Below are 16,867 nucleotides of genomic sequence, written 5' to 3' on the forward strand. Positions count from 1 at the left end.
CGTGGCACGACCCAAGGACCAGGCGAAGCGGCGCGACGAGCTGGTGGCGGCGGCCGCCCGCGCGATCCGGGCGCGGGGGCTGGCCGGCCTCCGCGTGCGCGACGTCGCCGAGGAGGCCGGGCTGTCGGCGGGCTCGGTCAGCTACTACTACCCGGACCTCGACGATCTGCTGTTCGAGCTGCACCGCGACGCGGTGGACCGGTTCTACTGGGCGCGGGCGCGCGCGGCGGAGGCGGAGGAGGATCCGGTCCGGCGGCTGGTGCGGCTGGTCGACGCGGGGCTTCCCGCCGGGGAAGGCGATCCGCTGTGCCGGGTGCTGTACGAAATGCACGTCCACGCGGCGCGCAACCCGGCGCACGCGGTGCTGATGACCGCGCTGTGGGACCGCGAGGTGTCGCTGTACTCGGCCGCGCTCGCGCACGGCCAGGACACCGGGGCGTTCCAGTTGCGCTCGCCCGCAGCGGACATCGCGGCGAACGCGGTGGCGCTGGAGGACGCCTACGGCCTGCATCTCGCCGGGCGCAACACCAGCTTGTCTGCAGGCAGGACGCGCGAGCTGATGCTGGGATATCTGGCCGCGGAAACCGGACGCGATCTCGGTCAGGCGTAGGCCGTCCAGACCGTCTTGAGGCCGGTGTACTTGTCGAACGAATGCAGTGAAAGGTCGCGGCCGAAGCCGGACTGCTTGAAGCCGCCGAACGGGGTCGCGACGCTGAGCGCGTCCACTGTGTTCACCGAGACCGTCCCGGCGTGGATTGCATCCGAGAGGCGGTGTGCGCGGGCGAGGTCGCGGGTCCAGACTGACGCGGCGAGGCCGTATGCGGTGTCATTCGCCAGCCTGATCGCGTCCGCTTCAGTCTCAAAGGGCTGCGTTGCGAGCACGGGTCCGAATAGTTCGTCGGTGACCAGCGGATCGTCCGCGCGCAGGTCAGTCACGATGGTCGGGTCCAGGAACGCGCCCCGGCGAGTGCCGCCAGCGACGACGGTTCCGCTGCTGGCCTCGACGGCGGCCAGCACCCGCGCCGCCGCGCTCTCGTCGATCATCGGGCCCAGTCTCGTGGCCGGGTCCAGCGGATCGCCGGGCACCCACGCGGCGACCTTCTCCCGCAGCAGGGCGAGGAATTCGTCGGCTGCCGCGGCCTGGACGAGGAGGCGGGTCGTCGCCGAGCAGACCTGGCCGGAGTTCGCGCAGAAACCGAACGCGACCAGGTCCGCGGCGGCGTCGAGGTCCGCGTCGGCGAACACCGCGACCGGGCTCTTGCCGCCGCATTCGAGCCAGACCTGTTTGAGGTTCGACTCCCCGGCGTAGCGCAGGAACAGCCCGCCCACCGGTGTCGACCCGGTGAAAGCGAGGACGTCGACGTCCGGATGCCGTCCGAGCGCCTGCCCCGCGGTCTCGCCGAAGCCCGGCACGACGTTGAGCACTCCGTCCGGAATTCCCGCCTCCGCCGCGAGTTCTCCCAGCCGCAGGGCGGAGAGCGGGGATTGCTCGGCGGGTTTGAGGACGACGCTGTTGCCCGCGGCCAATGCCGGAGCGAGTTTCCACCCGGCGATGTCGAGCGGGAAGTTCCACGGCACGACCGCGCCCACCACACCGAGCGGCACGCGCCGGATCGCGGCGAAAGCGCCCGGAGGGGTGGGCGCGACCTCGTCGTTGCGTTTGTCGAGAGCTTCGGCGTACCACGCGAAACACTCGGCGGTCGCGGGCACGTCCTGGCCGAACGTGTCCGAGATCGGACGGCCGACGTCGAGGGTGTCGCAGAGCGCCAGTTCCCGTCCGTGCGCACGGATGAGCTCGGCCAGCCTCCTGAGGCGCTTCTTGCGTTCGGCGATGGCGAGCCGGGACCAGCGGCCGTCCTCGAACGCTCGCCGCGCGGAGGCGACCGCGGCGTCGATCTCGTCTCGGCCGCATTCGGCCACGTGGGCGACCGGGTGCCCGGTGGCCGGGTTGACGGTGGCGAAAGTCCTGCCGGACTTGGCGTCGAGCCAATCACCGTCCACAAAGGCCGCCGTACGGGGACGCAATTGCGCAGCCTCGTGCACCCAGTCGCCCTGGTTCATTCTCGGAACCGCCTTTCGTCGCTTCCGCTCACTATCGCCAGGTACCGCGGTGCGGGAAAGCAGAGCTTTTCGCTGCCGTGCATCAGGCGAATCGATGCAACGTCACTGCGTCAGCTCCCACAGCGATGCCCACTGCTCGGCAGTCAAGTCGCGCGGGAGTGCCTGCGGCAACAGGCGGTTCCGGGCCAGCCAGGTGTGCGCCGCGCGGGCGCTGACGCGGCCGGTGCGGGGAAGGATCCCGCCCAGCCCTCGGCCGCGTCCGGTGAAGACTGCGCGGACGAACTCCTGGTACCCCGCCTGATCAGGGACGAGCGGGTCCGTGCGGCGGGTGATCACGAGGATTCCGCCGTCCACGGCCGGGCGAGGGCGGAACGCGTGCGCCGGGACCCGGGCCGGGACGGCGAATTCGAACCACGGCCACCAGGCAGCGGTCATCTGGGAAGCCCCGCCGATTCCGGCCCGGCGACGGGCGACTTCCCATTGCACCAGCAGCACCGCGAGTTCCCAGTGCGGCTGCCGGAACAGCCGCCGCAAGGTCGCGGTGGTGAGGTGGAAGGGAAGATTGCCGACGACGGTGTGCGGAACCTCGGGCAGCCGATGCCGGAGCAGATCGTCGTGGACGACTTTGACGTGGTCGCCGGTGCGCCGAGCCAGGCGGCGGGCGCGGCGGGGATCGAGTTCGACCGCGGTCAGCGGGCGGCCGGTGCGGCTGAGCGGGAGGGTCAGCGCGCCGTCGCCCGCGGCGAGTTCCGCGAGGGGACCGGTCGTGCGGGCGGCGGCAGTGCAGACAGCGGCGATGACGGCGGGGTCGGCCAGGAAGTTCTGGCCGAGTTCGTGCCGTCCGCCGTAAGGTCGGGCAGACATGAGGATGCGGACTCCGCGCAGGAAGAAGCGACCCGGGGGCCAGGAAGGCGGCCCGGACGGACAACGGGGGAGAGCGCGGCGGAGCGGTGTGCGCCCGGCGCTCAGGCGTTGCGGAGGCGAGTCACTGCGTATGCGGCGAAAGCGGCACCCATGGGCGAAAGCCTAGCCGACCGGCGCGACCGGCCGCATCCGAGTTTTCCCGCCGGGCCGCGCGGAGCTGCCGGAATGGGGTCGCGCCTTTCCGGGATCCGGCAGCTGAACAATTTTCGGCAATTCCGGCGGGAACCGCCTTCGCGCGGTCCTCTCGTGACGGAACTACCCGCTGATCACGGCCCGCAAACTGACACGAAACGGGGTCGCTCGGCTGAGGGGTGCGGACCTTGCGCGGCACTTTGACCAGCCGGACAGTGGGAACCGAAGCACGAAATCCGATTCGGGAAATGGAGTGGATCCATGGTACGCGCAATCCAGCCGCAGGATCTCGTCGACAGCACCGTCGTGGACAATTCGGGCAGCAAGATCGGCAAGGTCGGCACGGTTTATCTCGCCGACGACACGCGGCGGCCGGAGTGGGTGACGGTGAAAACCGGGATGTTCGGCCAGAAGGAGAGCTTCGTGCCGCTGTCCGGTGCGGGCATGGAAAAGGACGGGCTGCACGTCCAGGTCGCGAAGGACCAGGTGTCCGACGCTCCGCGCATCGACGCCGAGGGCCACCTTTCCGAAAAGGAAAGCGCTGAGCTGTACAAGTACTACGGCTTGCCGACGCCGCGCGCGACTGGCGAGAACGCCCGGAACCGCGGCCGTGACGCGGCGGCAGGCGGTGCCGCGGGCGGTGCGGCAGGCGGTGCCGCGGGCCGTGGGCGCGAGGCTGCGATGGGCGGCACCGCTGGCCGCGGGCAGCCGACCGGCCAGGAGACCGCCGCGGCCGAGGGCGGACGGCACGACGCGTCCGGCCGAGGCGACGTGGTCCGTTCCGAGGAACGCCTGCGGGTCGGCACCGAACAGGTCGAAACCGGCCACGTCCGGCTGCGCAAGTACGTCGTGACCGAGGACGAGCAGGTGACCGTGCCGGTCACGCACGAGGAAGTGCGCGTCGAGCGCGAGCCGATCACCGACGCCAAGGCGGCCGGCCGGGCCGAAATCGGCGAGACGGAGCAGGACGTCGTGCTGCACGCCGAAAAGCCGGTGGTGCAGAAGGAAACCGTGCCGGTGGAGCGGGTGCGTCTCGGCACCGAGCAGGTGACCGAGGAGCAGACTGTCGAGGGGAAGGTCCGCAAGGAGCGGATCGACATCGACGACGACAGCCGGCGGGGCAAGAAGTCCTGACCCGCCCGCGACGCCGCTGTCTCCCGCCGGATCGATTCCGGGCGGGAGGCAGCGGGCGCGCCCGGCTAGCGCCGCGATCGGCTGGCTTTCAGGAATTCCCGGTTGAGGTTCGCGATGCTCGTCAGCGGAATGCCCTTGGGACACGACGCGACGCATTCGCCGGTGTTCGTGCACCCGCCGAAATCCGCCGCGTCCATGGTTTCCACCATGTCGAGCACCCGCTGGGCGCGTTCCGGCTGCCCCTGCGGCAGGGAGTTCAGGTGCGCCACCTTCGCCGCGGTGAACAGCATCGCCGAGCCGTTCGGGCACGCCGCCACGCAGGCGCCGCAGCCGATGCAGGTCGCGTTGTCGAAGGCGAGATCCGCGTCCGGCTTGGGCACCCGCGTCGCGTGCGCCTCGGGAGCGCTGCCGGTCGGTGCGGTGACGTAGCCGCCCGCCTCGATGATCCGGTCGAACGCCGAGCGGTCGACCACCAGGTCCTTGATCACCGGGAAACCCTTGGCGCGCCAGGGTTCCACGTCCAGGACGTCGCCGTCGCGGAACGAACGCAGGTGCAGCTGGCAGGTGGTGGTGCGTTCCGGGCCGTGCGCGTGTCCGTTGATCACCACGCCGCACGAGCCGCAGATGCCTTCGCGGCAGTCGTGGTCGAACGCGATCGGCTCGGCGCCGTCCTCGATGAGATGCTGGTTGAGGACGTCGAGGAGTTCCAGGAAGGACATGTCCGGGCTGGCGTCGTCGACCGGGTAGTCGACCAGCCTGCCGTCGTCGTCCGGGCCGGACTGGCGCCAGACCCGCAGGGTGAGTTTCACGTGTAGCTCCGCTGGGTGGGGTGGACGTGCTCGAAGTCCAGGAATTCCTGGTGGAGCACCGGGTGTTCGCCGTACTCCCAGGCCGAGACGTACGAGAACCGCTCGTCGTCGCGCTGGGCCTCGCCGTCTTCGGTTTGGTGTTCCTCGCGGAAATGGCCGCCGCACGATTCCTCGCGCACCAGGGCGTCGAGCAGCAGCAGTTCGGCGAGTTCCAGGAAATCGGCGACGCGACCGGCTTTTTCGAGTTCCTGGTTCAGTTCGGCGCCGGTGCCCGGGACGCGGACGTCCCGCCAGAATTCGGCGCGCAGTTCCGGAATGCGGTCGAGTGCTTTCCGCAGGCCTTCGGCGGTCCGGGACATTCCGCAGTGGTCCCACATCAGGTGGCCCAGTTCGCGGTGGAACGAGTCGACGCTGCGCGTGCCGCGCACGGACAGCAGCCGTGCGAGTCGGTCGCGCACCGAGGTTTCGGCTTGGGCGACCGCCGGATCGGCCGGGTCGAGTGCGGGGAAGCTGCTCCGCGCGATGTAGTCGTTGAGCGTGGCCGGGAGCACGAAGTAGCCGTCGGCGAGGCCCTGCATCAGCGCGGACGCGCCGAGCCGGTTCGCGCCGTGGTCGGAGAAGTTGGCCTCGCCGATCACGAACAGGCCGGGCACGGTGCTCTGCAGGTCGTAGTCGACCCACAGGCCGCCCATCGTGTAGTGGATCGCCGGGTAGATCCGCATCGGGACCTCGTACGGGTTCTCCGCGGTGATCCGCTCGTACATGTCGAACAGGTTGCCGTACTTGGCTTCCACCGCAGGGCGGCCCATCCGCTCGATGGCGTCCGCGAAGTCGAGGTACACGCCGAGCCCGCCGGGACCGACGCCGAACCCGGCGTCGCAGACGTTCTTGGCCGCCCGGGAGGCGATGTCGCGCGGGACCAGGTTGCCGAAGCTCGGGTACATCCGCTCGAGGTAGTAGTCCCGTTCGGACTCCGGGATCTCCCGCGGCGGACGCGGGTCGCGCGGCTGCTTCGGGACCCAGATCCGGCCGTCGTTGCGCAGCGATTCGCTCATCAGCGTCAGCTTCGACTGATGCTCGCCCGAGCGCGGGATGCAGGTCGGGTGGATCTGCGTGAAGCACGGGTTCGCGAAGTACGCGCCGCGTTTGTGCGCCCGCCAGATCGCGGTGGCATTGGAGCCTTTCGCGTTGGTGGACAGGTAGAAGACGTTGCCGTAGCCGCCGGTCGCGAGGACGACGGCGTCCGCGAGATGCGTGGTCACCTCGCCAGTCACCAGGTCGCGCGCGACGATCCCGCGCGCCCGGCCGTCGGACACGATCAGGTCCAGCATCTCCGTCCGCGGGTGCATCTCCACGCCGCCGGCGTCGATCTGCCGCGCCAGCGCCTGGTACGCGCCGAGCAGCAGCTGCTGTCCGGTCTGGCCGCGCGCGTAGAACGTGCGCTGCACCTGGACGCCGCCGAACGACCGGGTGTCGAGCAACCCGCCGTACTCGCGGGCGAACGGCACGCCCTGCGCCACCGCCTGGTCGATGATCTGCGTCGACACCTGCGCCAGCCGGTACACATTGGACTCCCGGGACCGGAAGTCGCCGCCCTTCACCGTGTCGTAGAAGAGCCGGTAGACCGAATCGCCGTCGTTGCGGTAGTTCTTCGCGGCGTTGATGCCGCCCTGCGCGGCGACTGAGTGCGCGCGCCGCGGCGAGTCCTGGAAACAGAACTGGACCACGTGGTAGCCCTGTTCGGCGAGCGTCGCGCCGGCGGACGCCCCGGCGAGGCCGGTGCCGACCACGATGATCCGGTGCCGCCGCCGGTTGGCCGGGTTGACCAGCTTCGCGCCGAAGCGGCGGCTGTCCCAGCGGTCCTCGATCGGACCGGCCGGCGCTTGCGTGTCGGCGATCGGCTCGCCGACCGTGTAGTTGGTCATGTCAGGCCACCCATCCCGCCATCACGGCGATCGGCACGATCAGGAAGCCGCCGGTGATCACGACGGCGAGCACGGACCCGACGGTTTTGAGCGCCCGGTCCCGGGTTTTGCTGGTGATGCCGAGGGTCTGCGCGGCGCTCCAGAAGCCGTGGTTGATGTGCAGGCCGAGCATCAGCAGCGCCACGATGTAGATCAGGTTGACCCACCAGACCTGGAAGTCCGCGACGATGTTGTGGTACGGGTGGCCCTCGCGGAAGTCCTGGTTGGCCACGCCGACCGTGAGGTCCAGGATGTGCCACACGATGTAGAGCGCGAGCGTCGCGCCGCCCCAGCGCATGGTGTGCGTCGCGAAGCTGGCCTTGCGCCGCTGCCCGTGCGCGTACTTCACCGGGCGGGCTTGCCGGTCCCGTTTGGACAGTTGCACCGCCGCGACGACGTGCAGCACCAACGCGATGACGAGCACGACTCGCTGGATCGAGAGGTACCAGGCGTTCTGCAGCACCGGTTCGCCGATGGTGCGAAGCCAGGCCGCGTAGTCGTCGAAGTGCCGCGGTCCCAGGAAGACCTTGAGGTTCCCGGCCATGTGCACGAACAGGAACGCGACGAACATCAGCCCGGTGACGGCCATGACGACCTTCTTGCCGATGGTCGAACGCCAGAAGGTCACCAGCGCCGGGCGACGGCGGGGCGGAGCGGGTGCGAGTGCCACGCCTCCGACGGTAGGTCGGCGCTGACGAGAGGGCAAACACATGATTTCTCTCGAAACGAGAGGCAGTGCCTATGATGGCGGTCATGCAGTTCCAGCAGCTGGCGTATTTCCTGGCAGTGGCGGAGACGCGGCATTTCACCCGGGCCGCGGAACGCATGCGGGTGGCGCAGCCCTCGCTGTCGCAGCAGATCCGCGCCCTGGAACGGGATGTCGGCGCGGCGCTGTTCCACCGGATCCGCGGGAATGTCACGCTCACCGAGGCGGGGGAGACGCTGCTGCCGATCGCGCGCCGGATCCTCGCCGAAACGGAATCCGCGTACCGGGCGATCCGGGAACTGGACGAACTGGGCCGCGGCCGGGTGCGGCTCGGCGCGACCCCGAGCCTGTGCACCGGCCTGCTGCCCGCGATGCTCGCCGCGTTCCGCCGGGACTATCCGGGGATCGAGCTGGTGCTGCACGAAAGCGGGTCCCGCGACCTGCAGACCGCGCTGTCGGAAGGCGGGCTCGACCTGGCGATGATCGTGGACAGCCGCGTCCACGACGATGCGCGGCTGGAGAGCCGCGCGCTGTTCGTCGAGGACCTGGTGGTGATCTCGCCGAAGGACGCGCCCGCGCCGGTGCGCGGCCGGATGCCGATCGCCGCGCTGCGCGGCCAGCCGCTGGTGATGTTCCGGCAGGGCTACGACCTGCGCGAGGCGACCGTGGCCGCTTGCCGTGCCGAAGGCTTCGACCCGCTCTTCGCGATCGAAGGCGGCGAAATGGACGCGGTGCTGGAGCTGGTCCAAGCCGGATTGGGGCTGGCGGTCGTGCCGAGCACCGTGGTCGGGGACCGGTTCCGGCGGACGCGGTTCACCGAGCCGGGCCTGAACCGCGTGGTGCGGCTGGCGTACCGGCGGGATGTCGAGCAGCCGCGCGCCGTGCGGGCGCTCCAGGAGGCCGTGGTGCAGTACCTGGGCGGCGGGGTCGCTCGGCTGCCGCCCGGCATGCGCCCGCTCGTCGGCCGGTGATCAGCGGGCGAGGGAGTCCAGCACCAGGTCGATGAGCCGCTGCGCCTGCGGTTCTTCGCAGTGCTGCGCGGAATACGCGACGCCGCCGATCAGGAGCAGGACGTCTTCGGCGGGCACGTCGGACCGGAGCGTGCCGTCTTCCGCGCCGGCCGCGAGCAGTTCGCCGACGGCGTCGAGGAGCAGCTTCCGGCTGTCCGAAAAGGGATCGACGCCGGACGCGATCACGGTGTTGAGCGCTTCGGACATCCCGTGCTTAGCGCTGACGTAGGCGAGGAACCGCCGCAGCCACGCCCGCATCGCTTCGTCGGCCGGGTGCTGCGCGAGGAGCGCCGGCGCCTGCTCGCAAACCCCCGCGAGCTGATGCCGGTAGGCGGCGTCGACGAGGGCTTCGCGGGTCGGGAAATGCCGGTAGAGCGTGCCGACGCCGACCCCGGCTTGCTTGGCGATCGCGGCCGGCGCCGCGTCGAGCCCCTGTTCGGCGAAGGCCCGCGCGGCGACCTCCAGCAGCCGGGCACGGTTTTCGAGCGCGTCTCGCCTGGTGCGGCGCGGGGCGTCGGACACGGGTTCCCTCCCGGGTTGCTATCCGGAACGAATTCCGGATAAGGTCAAGCGGAACGCATTCCGATTAACTCTAGCCCTCCGGGAGCTCTCGTGACGTCCGCACCTCGGCATTGGTTCGTGACCGGCGGTTCCGGCGGCCTCGGCCGTCATCTGGTCCGGGAGGCGCTCGACCGCGGGGACTACGTGACCGCGACGGCCCGGCGGCCGGACGCGCTGCCCGCGTCGCCCCGTCTCGTCGTGGAGCGGATGGACCTCACCCGCCCGGCCGAGGTCGCCGCGGTGATCGACCAGACGCAGCGGGCCAGGCCGGTGGACGTCGTCGTGAACAACGCCGGGTACGCCGTCGTGGGCGCGGCCGAGGAGATGACGCCCGGGGAGATCCGCGACCAGATCGAGGTGCTGCTGCTCGCCCCGATGCTGATCACCCGCGCGTTCCTCGGCCCGATGCGCGAGCGGGGCGGCGGCCGGATCATCCAGATCTCCAGCATGGGCGGCCAGATCGGCTCGCCCACGCACAGCGCGTACCACGCGGGCAAATGGGGCCTGGAGGGATACACCGAGAGCGTCAGCCGCGAGGTCGCGGACTTCGGCATCCACCTCACCGTGGCGCAGCTCGGCGGGACGCGGACCGGCTTCGTGTCGGCGTTGCGCTACACGACCGAAACCGAGCCCTACCGCGACAATCCGGTCGGCCGGACCCGGCGCTATCTGGAGTCGCTGGAAGACCGCGACCTTCCCGGTGACCCGGCCAAGATCGCTGCGCTCCTGTACGAGACCACCCTTCAGCCGAACCCGCCGCTGCGCCTGTCCCTGGGCTCGGACACCTACTCGGCCGTCCACAATGCACTCACCGAACGGCTGAACCGCCTTGAAGCACAACAGGAATTGGCCGCGTCCGTCGCGTTCTGACTACATCCCGACCGATTGAGTCTCCGGCTCGATCAGGCCGACGATGCGCACCTGCTCCCGCGGGTACGGCTGCCCGATGTACTTCTTGGCCACCTCGTCGATGATCGCCCACGCCTCGTCGCCTTCGATCCACTCGGCGACCCGGCCGCGGATGGTGATCGGCTCGAACGGATTGTCCGGCGGGGTAAGGGAAATCGCCACGCGCGGGTCGCGGCGGAGGTTGCGGGCCTTGCGGCTGTCCGGGCCGGTCAGGAAGACGATCCGGTCGCCGCGCGTGCCGATCCACACCGGGACCACGTGCGGCGACCCGTCCGGGAGCACGGTCGCGAGGTGGGCGATCGGGGTGCCGTCGAGGACGCGGCGGACATCGGGGTTCAGCATGGGGATTCCTTTCAGCGGAGGATTTCGTAGTGCAGGTGGGTGACGCCGGGCGCCGGGACGGCTTCGACCAGCCGCAGCCGGACGTGCTCGGGCAGCTCGCCGAAGAAGCTCCGCCCGCCGCCCAGCAGGATCGGGACCTGGTGGAGGACGAACTCGTCGACCAGCCCGGCCTTGATCGCCTCGGTGACCAGGACGCCGCCCATGAGCGCGACGTCCTTGCCGCCCGCCGCGGCCCGCGCGCCCGCGACGGCCTCTTCGACGCTGGTCGCCTGGGTCTGCGCCTCGCTCAGCTCCGGCACCGGCTGGTGGCTGACCACGAACAACGGCGCGGTCGGATGCGGGCCACTGCCGCCGAAGTGGCTTGAATGGTCGTAGGTGGCGTGCCCGACGACGGTCGCCCCGACGCGGGCGGCGAGCGAGTCGAAAACCCGGGCGCTGGGCTCGGAAAGGCTGAATCCGTCGAAGACTTTGCTCGGGGTGTCGCCGGTGAAGTACCAGTCGAACAGCGCCCCGGCGTCGCCGAGCCCGCTGCCGACCTCGTCGGCCCCCGCCGGGCGGCGGCCGCTGATGTAGCCGTCGACCGAGACGGAGAGGGCGCTGAACACCTTGGTCATGCTGCTCCTTAGTAGTCGTTCACAGAGCCTGGGGAAAGTCGAAAACCCGAAGCGGGTCGTACCTGTTCTTGAGCGCGGCGAGTCTGGGGTAGTTGCCCGCGTGGTACGCCCGGGCCGGATCCTCGAGCGCGAGGTCCGGAAAGTTCGGGTAAACCCGGCCGGAGCCCTCCGCGTGCGCCGCGCGCCACGCCTCGTCCACCCACGGATCGCCCGGGTCGCCGACCTGTTCCAGCAGAAACCGCTCGCCGCGATGGGCGAACGCGGTCGCTTCCTCCGCGACCCGGTGGTACGCCCCGCCCATCGCCGTGAACGCCAGCCGCCGGGTTCCGGTCAGCTGATCGAGCAGCTGGCTCGTGGTGCGGTCCGACAGCGTGCGGGAGAAGAACTCCGACCGGACCCGGCGGCTCCCGCCGACCGGGTCCAGCACGCTGAAGGTCGGCTTCACCATGCTGTAGGGAACATCCAGTCGGAGGTCTATTGCATACAGAACACCGGCCCGCGCGGTGAACTCCCTGAGCAGCTCCTCGGTCTCGGCGGGCGGCAGGGTGGAGGCGCCGAAGAGCGTCGTGCGTCCGGTTTGGACGGTGAGGTTCGCGGTCAATCCGTCGGGCGCGTCGGGCGCCCAGTCCTGCCATGCCGGGACGAGGTTTTGCGGTGCCGGCCAGTGTCCCTCGATCCGGCAGACCGACGGCTCCGGCACGGTCGCGAACCGCAGCTCCGTGACGATGCCGAACTGTCCGCCGCCCGCGCCGCGCAACGCCCAGAACAGCTCGGATTCCCGGTGTTCGGCGCACTCCACGACACTCCGGTCGGCGAGCACGACCTGCGCGCCGACGAGCCGGTCGCAGGTCAGCCCGTACTGGCGGCCGAGAAGCCCGATCCCGCCCCCGAGCGTCAGCCCCGCGATGCCGACCGTGTCGCCGCAGCCAGCTGGAATCGTCCGCCCCTCGTCGTGCAGCGCCGCGTACACCGCTCCCAGCCGCGCGCCAGCACCGATCGTCGCTACGCCGCTGTCGTCGACCGTGATTCGGTCCAGCCCGGACAGCTCCACGACGATCCCGTCGGCCGGACACCGGTTCACCAAGCAATGCCCGCCACCGCGCGGCACGATGCGGGCGCCGATCTCCGCCGCGTAAGCCATGGCTTGAACGACATCGGAGATCGACCGGCAGGGAAGCACCAACCGTGGACCGGTCTCGGTGCCCGGCGAGCCGGGGGAGAAGCCGTCTTGCGAGGTCAGGTCGATCACGGAGCTGACGCTAGGCTTCGCGGCGCTGCTGTTCTTGAACGAAACGCGCATGCGTGCTGAGCGCCGTGGCGTTCCGCGCGGGATAGCCTGAGCGCGTTCGGAGGTGGTTGACGGTGCCGTTGTGGTTCGAGGACTTCGCGGCGATGGGCGCGGACGAGGCCCTCGTTTCGCCCGGCCGCACCGTGACCGAAGCGGACGTGGTCTCGTTCGCCGCCACGACCGGCGATTACAACCCGATGCACACCGACGCGGTCGCCGCGGCGGAAGGGCGCTTCGGCGAACGGGTCGCGCACGGCGCGCTCGGATTGTCGTGGTGCCTCGGCCTCAGTTCGCGGACCGGCGCGTTCGAGGGCTCGGCGCTGGCGTTGCTGGGTATCGAGAACTGGGAGTTCCGGGCACCGCTGCGGTTCGGCGACACCGTGCACGCGAGGGCGCGGGTGACCGGCGCTCGGATGACCGGCCGCGGCGATGCCGGGGTCGTCCGGGTGCAGTACGACCTGGTGACCCAGGACGGCGTCGTCGCGCAGACCGGCCTGATGTCCTACCTGGTCCGCACTCGCCCCTGACGCGCGTTCAGCCGAAGTCCGGGGCGATCATCACGTGCACCGCGTCCTCCCCGGGCACGCGTCCGGCCAACGTCTCCACGGCTCGCGCGACGGAGTCGAGGCCGAAGGTGTGGGTGTGCATCCGCATCAGCGGATACCTTCCCGATTCGATGAGCCGGAGCGCGGGCTCGAACGCGCGGATGTCTTGCGACCACAGGCCTTTCACGGTGAGTTCCTTGGTGATGACCGCGTCCGGCAGGAAGCCCGGCACGGTCGCGCCGGAGCCTTTGACCCCGGCCAGCACGACGGTCGCGCCGGGCTTGGCGACCGCGATCGCGTCCACAATGGGCTGCGTCGACACCGCGGTGACGTCCACGACCACGTCGGCTCCTTCGCCGCCGGTGTGCTCGAAGACGGCCGCGACGGTGTCTTCCTGGTCGGCGACCACGGCGACGTCGGCGCCGAAAAGCTTGGCCAGTTCCAGTTTGTGCGCGTCGCGCGCCAGGCCGGTCACGATGATCCGGCCGGCTCCGGCGTCGCGGGCGGCGACGACACCGGCCAGCCCGCGCTGCCCGCAGCCGAGAATGACCACGGTGTCTCCGCTGCGCAGCCCGGAATCGTGGGCGAACCAGCGGATCCCGGCGGCCATCGGTTGATAGAGCGCGGCCAGTTCCAGGGGCAGATCGTCGCGGAGCTTGTGCAGCACGGTGCGGGGGTGCAAGTACAGGTATTCGGCGTAGCCGCCCCACAAGCTCGGCGTCAGCGAGGTCGGCAGGTAGCCGTAGGCGTTGATGGCCGCGCCGTTGCCGGATCCCTTGCAGCGGCGGTAAGAACCGGTGAGGCAGGCCCGGCAGGAACCGCAGCCGAGCACCGGTTCGACCGCGACCCGGTCTCCGGCGCGCACGCCCCAGCGGCGGGCGGCCTCAGACCCGATCTCGGCGATGGTCCCGATCGGTTCGTGGCCGGGGATGACCGGATAGGTCACGCCGAGCGCGGCGAATCCGCCGTCGTACTGTTCGACGTCGCTGCCGCACATGCCGCAGGCGTCCACCCGCAGGAGCGCTTCCTCGGGGCCGATCCGGGGCACGGCGAACTCTTCGATCTCGAAGCGCCGGTCGGCGACCTGCACCGCGGCGCGGGCTTTCATTTCGCTCCCATCAGGTCCGAGCGGCCGGGGCCGGTGACGAAATCGGCGTCACGGCGGGCGCCCTGGACGAACGCTCCGCTGGCGACACTGCCCAGCGCCCACGGGGCGAGCACGGTGGAACCGCTCCAGTCGTGGATCATCTGCCGGTAGGCGATGCGCCAGCTTCCGTCGCGTCGTTCGACGCGGTCGACGTAGCGGCCGCAGAAGACGTTGATCTCGTCCTGGTCCTTCTGTTTCTGGAAGGTCAGCACGATCGCCTCGGAGAACGCTCGGTCGCCGTCGAGTTCGACGAGGTGGTTGGCGACCGCGTGCGTTGTCCATTCCGTGGTCGCGAGTTTCGCCGCGACGATCCGGTCCGCGAACTCCCATGCCGGGCCCGCGTCCGCGCCGTGGTTGTCGTAGGCGTCCGGCCAGAACGCCTGTTTGACCAGTTCGGCGTCGCACCGGTCGATGCCGCGGCAGTAGCCGAGCAGCAGGTCGGCGATTTCCTGTTTCGCGGCCAGTTCTTCGTGGGTCAGCATGTCAGGCCTCCTTCGGGCGGGGCGAGAGTTCGGCGCCGTAGTAGCCCGCGGTCCAGCCGCCGTCGACGGGGATCACGGTGCCGTTGACGAACCGGGCTTGCGGGCCGCACAGGAACACGACCGGTTCGGCGATCTCCGCCGGGCCGCACCAGCGCCGCATCGGGGTGTTGGCGCGGATCGAGGCGGTCATGCCGGCGGAGTGGAAGAACGAACTGGTCATCGGGGTTTCGACGACGCCGGGCGCGACGGCGTTGCACCGGATGCCCTGGTCGCCGCACTCGACGGCGATGACCTTCGTCAGCATGATCAAGCCCGCTTTAGCGCTGCTGTAAGCGGCGCGGTCGCGGAACGCGGCGAGCCCGGCCATCGACGCGATGTTGACGATTTTGCCGCCGCCCTGGGCGATCATGCCTGGAATGGCCGCGCGCGCCAGCGTGAACGGCGCGACGAGGTCGATGTCGAGGGTCCGCCGCCACTGTTCGGGAGTGAGGTCGAGCAGCGGGAGCACCTCGCGGACCCCGGCGTTGTTGACCAGGATGTCCAGTCCGCCGAAGTGCTCGCGCACCCGGCCCGGCAGTTCGGCGGACTGCCGGTCGTCGGCGAGATCGGCCGCGAAGGAGGCGAGGTCGTCTCCTGGACCCAGCTCGGCCGTGGTCCGTTCGAGCGCGGCTTCGTCGACGTCGGCCAGCGCGATCCGCGCCCCGGCGGCGCGCAACGCCCGGCAGATTTCCGTCCCGATCGCGCCCCCGGCTCCGGTGACGAGCGCGATTTCCCCGTCCGCTGAGGTCATGGCGGCTCCCTTCGTCCGCTCTAACCAGTATCATAGTTCTCGCCTCTTGACAGCTCCTCGGCAGCTCGCGCTTACTAGTATCAGAGTTATCCGAGGAGGTATCGACGTGAACGACCCGGCGCGCACCGCGCGGCAAGCCCGCGGCGGCCCGACCGTCGCGTCCGTGCTGCTGCGCGGGCACCGCGAGTACGGGGACCGCCCGGCGATCGTGGAACCCGGCGGCCGCACGGTTTCCTACCGGGAACTGGGTTCGCTGGCGCGGCGGCTGGTCGGCGGCCTGCGCTCGCTCGGGCTGGCCAAGGGCGACCGGGTCGTGGTGCTGACGAAGAACCGGTCCGAATGCTTCGTGCTCGACCACGCGCTGGCGATCGGCGGTTTCGTCCGCGTCGCGCTGAGCTACCGGCTGCATCCGCGCGAGGTCGCCGAGATCGTCGCCGACTGCGGGGCCCGTGCGGTGGTCGTGGACGGAGAACGGCTGGCGGAGATCAGCTCGGTGGTCAGCGAAACCCTGGTGGCGCTGGACGATCCGGCCGGGGACGCGGTGCCGTTCCAGGAGCTTTTCCCGGAACGGGAGGCCGATCCGGCGGAGGTCTGGCCGGGCGACGTCGCCTGGATGCCCTACACCTCGGGCACCAGCGGGCGGCCGAAGGGCGTCGTGCACACGCACCGGAGCCTGCTGGCGATCATCCGGAACATGCTCGTGGAGCTGCCCGGCGCGGCGAGCTCCGACGTGCTGGCGCACACCGCGCCGCTGACCCACCTCAGCGGCTACGCGATGCTCGCGTGCTTCCTGCGCGGCGCGAGCCAGATCGCGCTCGGCCGGTTCGACGCCGAAGAGCTGACGGAGATCGTCGAAAAGCACCGGGTGACCGTGCTGCCGCTGGTGCCGACGATGATCAACCTGATGCTTCCGGTGCTGGAGTCCGGCAAACACGACGTGTCGAGCGTGCACACCGTGCTCTACGGCGGTTCGCCGATCGCGCCGGACCGGCTCGCCCGCGCGATCGCCGTGCTGGGCCCGGTGTTCGTGCAGTCCTACGGGCTCACCGAAATGCCGTGGTCCTCGTGGCTGCCGAAGCAGGACCATCTCTTCGACCCCGGCGGCGAGCTGCCGGCGCGGCTGGGCTCGGCGGGCCGGGTGAGCCCGTTCATCGAGATGCGGCTGGCGGACGGCTCCGGGCAGCCGGTCGCGGACGGCGAGGCGGGCGAGATCCAGCTGCGCGGGGACGCGGGGATGGCCGGCTACTGGAACCTGCCGGAGGAGACCGCGGAGACGATCCTCGACGGCGGCTGGATCGCGACCGGAGACGTGGGCCGGATGGTCGACGGGTACCTGCGGATCGTCGACCGCAAGAAGGACATGATCGTCAGCGGCGGGTTCAACGTGTACCCGACCGAGGTGGAGAACGCGATCTACGCGCTGCCCGGCGTCGCGGAGGTCGCCGTGAT

Annotated in this window: 18 protein-coding genes; 6 read left to right on the forward strand and 12 right to left on the reverse strand. The window is 70.4% G+C overall.

Annotated elements, in window-relative coordinates; all coding sequences use genetic code 11:
- Nucleotide 1: 1 nt before the first annotated feature.
- Nucleotides 2-610 (forward strand): TetR/AcrR family transcriptional regulator, encoded by a 609-nt coding sequence (locus H5411_RS01425; protein ID WP_312877368.1) that lies wholly within the window; start codon nt 2-4, stop codon nt 608-610.
- On the opposite strand, the gene H5411_RS01430 is transcribed toward H5411_RS01425, so the two are convergent.
- Nucleotides 601-2,061 carry an aldehyde dehydrogenase family protein gene (locus H5411_RS01430; protein ID WP_183122714.1) on the reverse strand — a complete coding sequence of 487 codons (1,461 nt, stop codon included), beginning with the start codon at nt 2,059-2,061 and terminating at the stop codon, nt 601-603. The two genes, H5411_RS01425 and H5411_RS01430, sit on opposite strands and share 10 nt — an antisense overlap.
- A gap of 102 nt (nt 2,062-2,163) precedes the next feature.
- Entirely contained in the window at nt 2,164-2,925 is a 762-nt protein-coding gene (gene erm / locus H5411_RS01435; RefSeq protein WP_183122715.1) for a 23S ribosomal RNA methyltransferase Erm, read from the reverse strand.
- A gap of 453 nt (nt 2,926-3,378) precedes the next feature.
- Here erm and H5411_RS01440 point away from each other — a divergent pair, with 453 nt between their 5' ends.
- Complete coding sequence (locus H5411_RS01440) at nt 3,379-4,251, forward strand: DUF2382 domain-containing protein (RefSeq protein WP_183122716.1); 873 nt, start codon at nt 3,379-3,381, stop codon at nt 4,249-4,251.
- A 65-nt stretch (nt 4,252-4,316) separates the two neighbouring features.
- On the opposite strand, the gene H5411_RS01445 is transcribed toward H5411_RS01440, so the two are convergent.
- The 3 genes from H5411_RS01445 to H5411_RS01455 are packed head-to-tail and all read right to left on the reverse strand — an operon-like array spanning nt 4,317 to nt 7,694.
- Complete coding sequence (locus H5411_RS01445; protein WP_183122717.1) at nt 4,317-5,060, reverse strand: succinate dehydrogenase/fumarate reductase iron-sulfur subunit; 744 nt, start codon at nt 5,058-5,060, stop codon at nt 4,317-4,319.
- Nucleotides 5,057-6,985, reverse strand: a complete 1,929-nt coding sequence (locus H5411_RS01450; protein WP_183122718.1) for a fumarate reductase/succinate dehydrogenase flavoprotein subunit — start codon at nt 6,983-6,985, stop codon at nt 5,057-5,059. Before H5411_RS01450 ends, H5411_RS01445 begins: the two co-directional genes overlap by 4 nt.
- A gap of 1 nt (nt 6,986) precedes the next feature.
- Nucleotides 6,987-7,694, reverse strand: coding sequence for a succinate dehydrogenase cytochrome b subunit (locus H5411_RS01455; RefSeq protein ID WP_183122719.1), 708 nt, complete (start codon nt 7,692-7,694; stop codon nt 6,987-6,989).
- Between the two features lie 83 nt (nt 7,695-7,777).
- On the opposite strand from H5411_RS01455, the gene H5411_RS01460 reads away from it, so the two are divergent.
- Entirely contained in the window at nt 7,778-8,701 is a 924-nt protein-coding gene (locus H5411_RS01460) for a LysR family transcriptional regulator (protein ID WP_101441352.1), read from the forward strand.
- On the opposite strand, the gene H5411_RS01465 is transcribed toward H5411_RS01460, so the two are convergent.
- Nucleotides 8,702-9,262, reverse strand: a complete 561-nt coding sequence (locus tag H5411_RS01465; protein ID WP_183122720.1) for a TetR/AcrR family transcriptional regulator — start codon at nt 9,260-9,262, stop codon at nt 8,702-8,704.
- 90 nt (nt 9,263-9,352) lie between these two features.
- Between H5411_RS01465 and H5411_RS01470 the strand changes: the two genes are divergently transcribed.
- On the forward strand, nt 9,353-10,171 hold the full coding sequence (locus H5411_RS01470; protein ID WP_183122721.1) for an SDR family NAD(P)-dependent oxidoreductase: 819 nt from the start codon (nt 9,353-9,355) through the stop codon (nt 10,169-10,171).
- Here the strand turns inward: H5411_RS01470 and H5411_RS01475 are convergent, their stop codons facing one another.
- Genes H5411_RS01475 through H5411_RS01485 form a run of 3 tightly spaced genes read right to left on the reverse strand, consistent with a single transcriptional unit; the run spans nt 10,172 to nt 12,415 of the window.
- Complete coding sequence (locus H5411_RS01475) at nt 10,172-10,552, reverse strand: PPOX class F420-dependent oxidoreductase (protein WP_183122722.1); 381 nt, start codon at nt 10,550-10,552, stop codon at nt 10,172-10,174.
- Nucleotides 10,553-10,563: 11 nt separating this feature from the next.
- The gene (locus H5411_RS01480; protein ID WP_183122723.1) at nt 10,564-11,166 is read right to left on the reverse strand and encodes a dihydrofolate reductase family protein; all 603 of its coding nucleotides are present in this window, start codon (nt 11,164-11,166) and stop codon (nt 10,564-10,566) included.
- A 19-nt stretch (nt 11,167-11,185) separates the two neighbouring features.
- Complete coding sequence (locus tag H5411_RS01485; protein ID WP_312877370.1) at nt 11,186-12,415, reverse strand: FAD-binding oxidoreductase; 1,230 nt, start codon at nt 12,413-12,415, stop codon at nt 11,186-11,188.
- A 113-nt stretch (nt 12,416-12,528) separates the two neighbouring features.
- On the opposite strand from H5411_RS01485, the gene H5411_RS01490 reads away from it, so the two are divergent.
- Nucleotides 12,529-12,981, forward strand: coding sequence for a MaoC/PaaZ C-terminal domain-containing protein (locus H5411_RS01490; RefSeq protein ID WP_183122725.1), 453 nt, complete (start codon nt 12,529-12,531; stop codon nt 12,979-12,981).
- Between the two features lie 7 nt (nt 12,982-12,988).
- Here the strand turns inward: H5411_RS01490 and H5411_RS01495 are convergent, their stop codons facing one another.
- Genes H5411_RS01495 through H5411_RS01505 form a run of 3 tightly spaced genes read right to left on the reverse strand, consistent with a single transcriptional unit; the run spans nt 12,989 to nt 15,418 of the window.
- Nucleotides 12,989-14,107 (reverse strand): zinc-dependent alcohol dehydrogenase, encoded by a 1,119-nt coding sequence (locus tag H5411_RS01495; protein ID WP_183122726.1) that lies wholly within the window; start codon nt 14,105-14,107, stop codon nt 12,989-12,991.
- Nucleotides 14,104-14,628 carry a nuclear transport factor 2 family protein gene (locus H5411_RS01500; protein ID WP_183122727.1) on the reverse strand — a complete coding sequence of 175 codons (525 nt, stop codon included), beginning with the start codon at nt 14,626-14,628 and terminating at the stop codon, nt 14,104-14,106. Before H5411_RS01500 ends, H5411_RS01495 begins: the two co-directional genes overlap by 4 nt.
- A gap of 1 nt (nt 14,629) precedes the next feature.
- Nucleotides 14,630-15,418: an SDR family NAD(P)-dependent oxidoreductase gene (locus H5411_RS01505; RefSeq protein ID WP_183122728.1), complete on the reverse strand. Its 789-nt coding sequence runs from the start codon at nt 15,416-15,418 to the stop codon at nt 14,630-14,632.
- A 106-nt stretch (nt 15,419-15,524) separates the two neighbouring features.
- Between H5411_RS01505 and H5411_RS01510 the strand changes: the two genes are divergently transcribed.
- Nucleotides 15,525-16,867 (forward strand): AMP-binding protein (locus H5411_RS01510; protein ID WP_183122729.1); only part of this gene is annotated, 1,343 nt, incomplete at its 3' end.

The sequence above is a fragment of the Amycolatopsis echigonensis genome (assembly GCF_014174495.1).
Classification (GTDB): Bacteria; Actinomycetota; Actinomycetes; order Mycobacteriales; family Pseudonocardiaceae; genus Amycolatopsis; species Amycolatopsis echigonensis.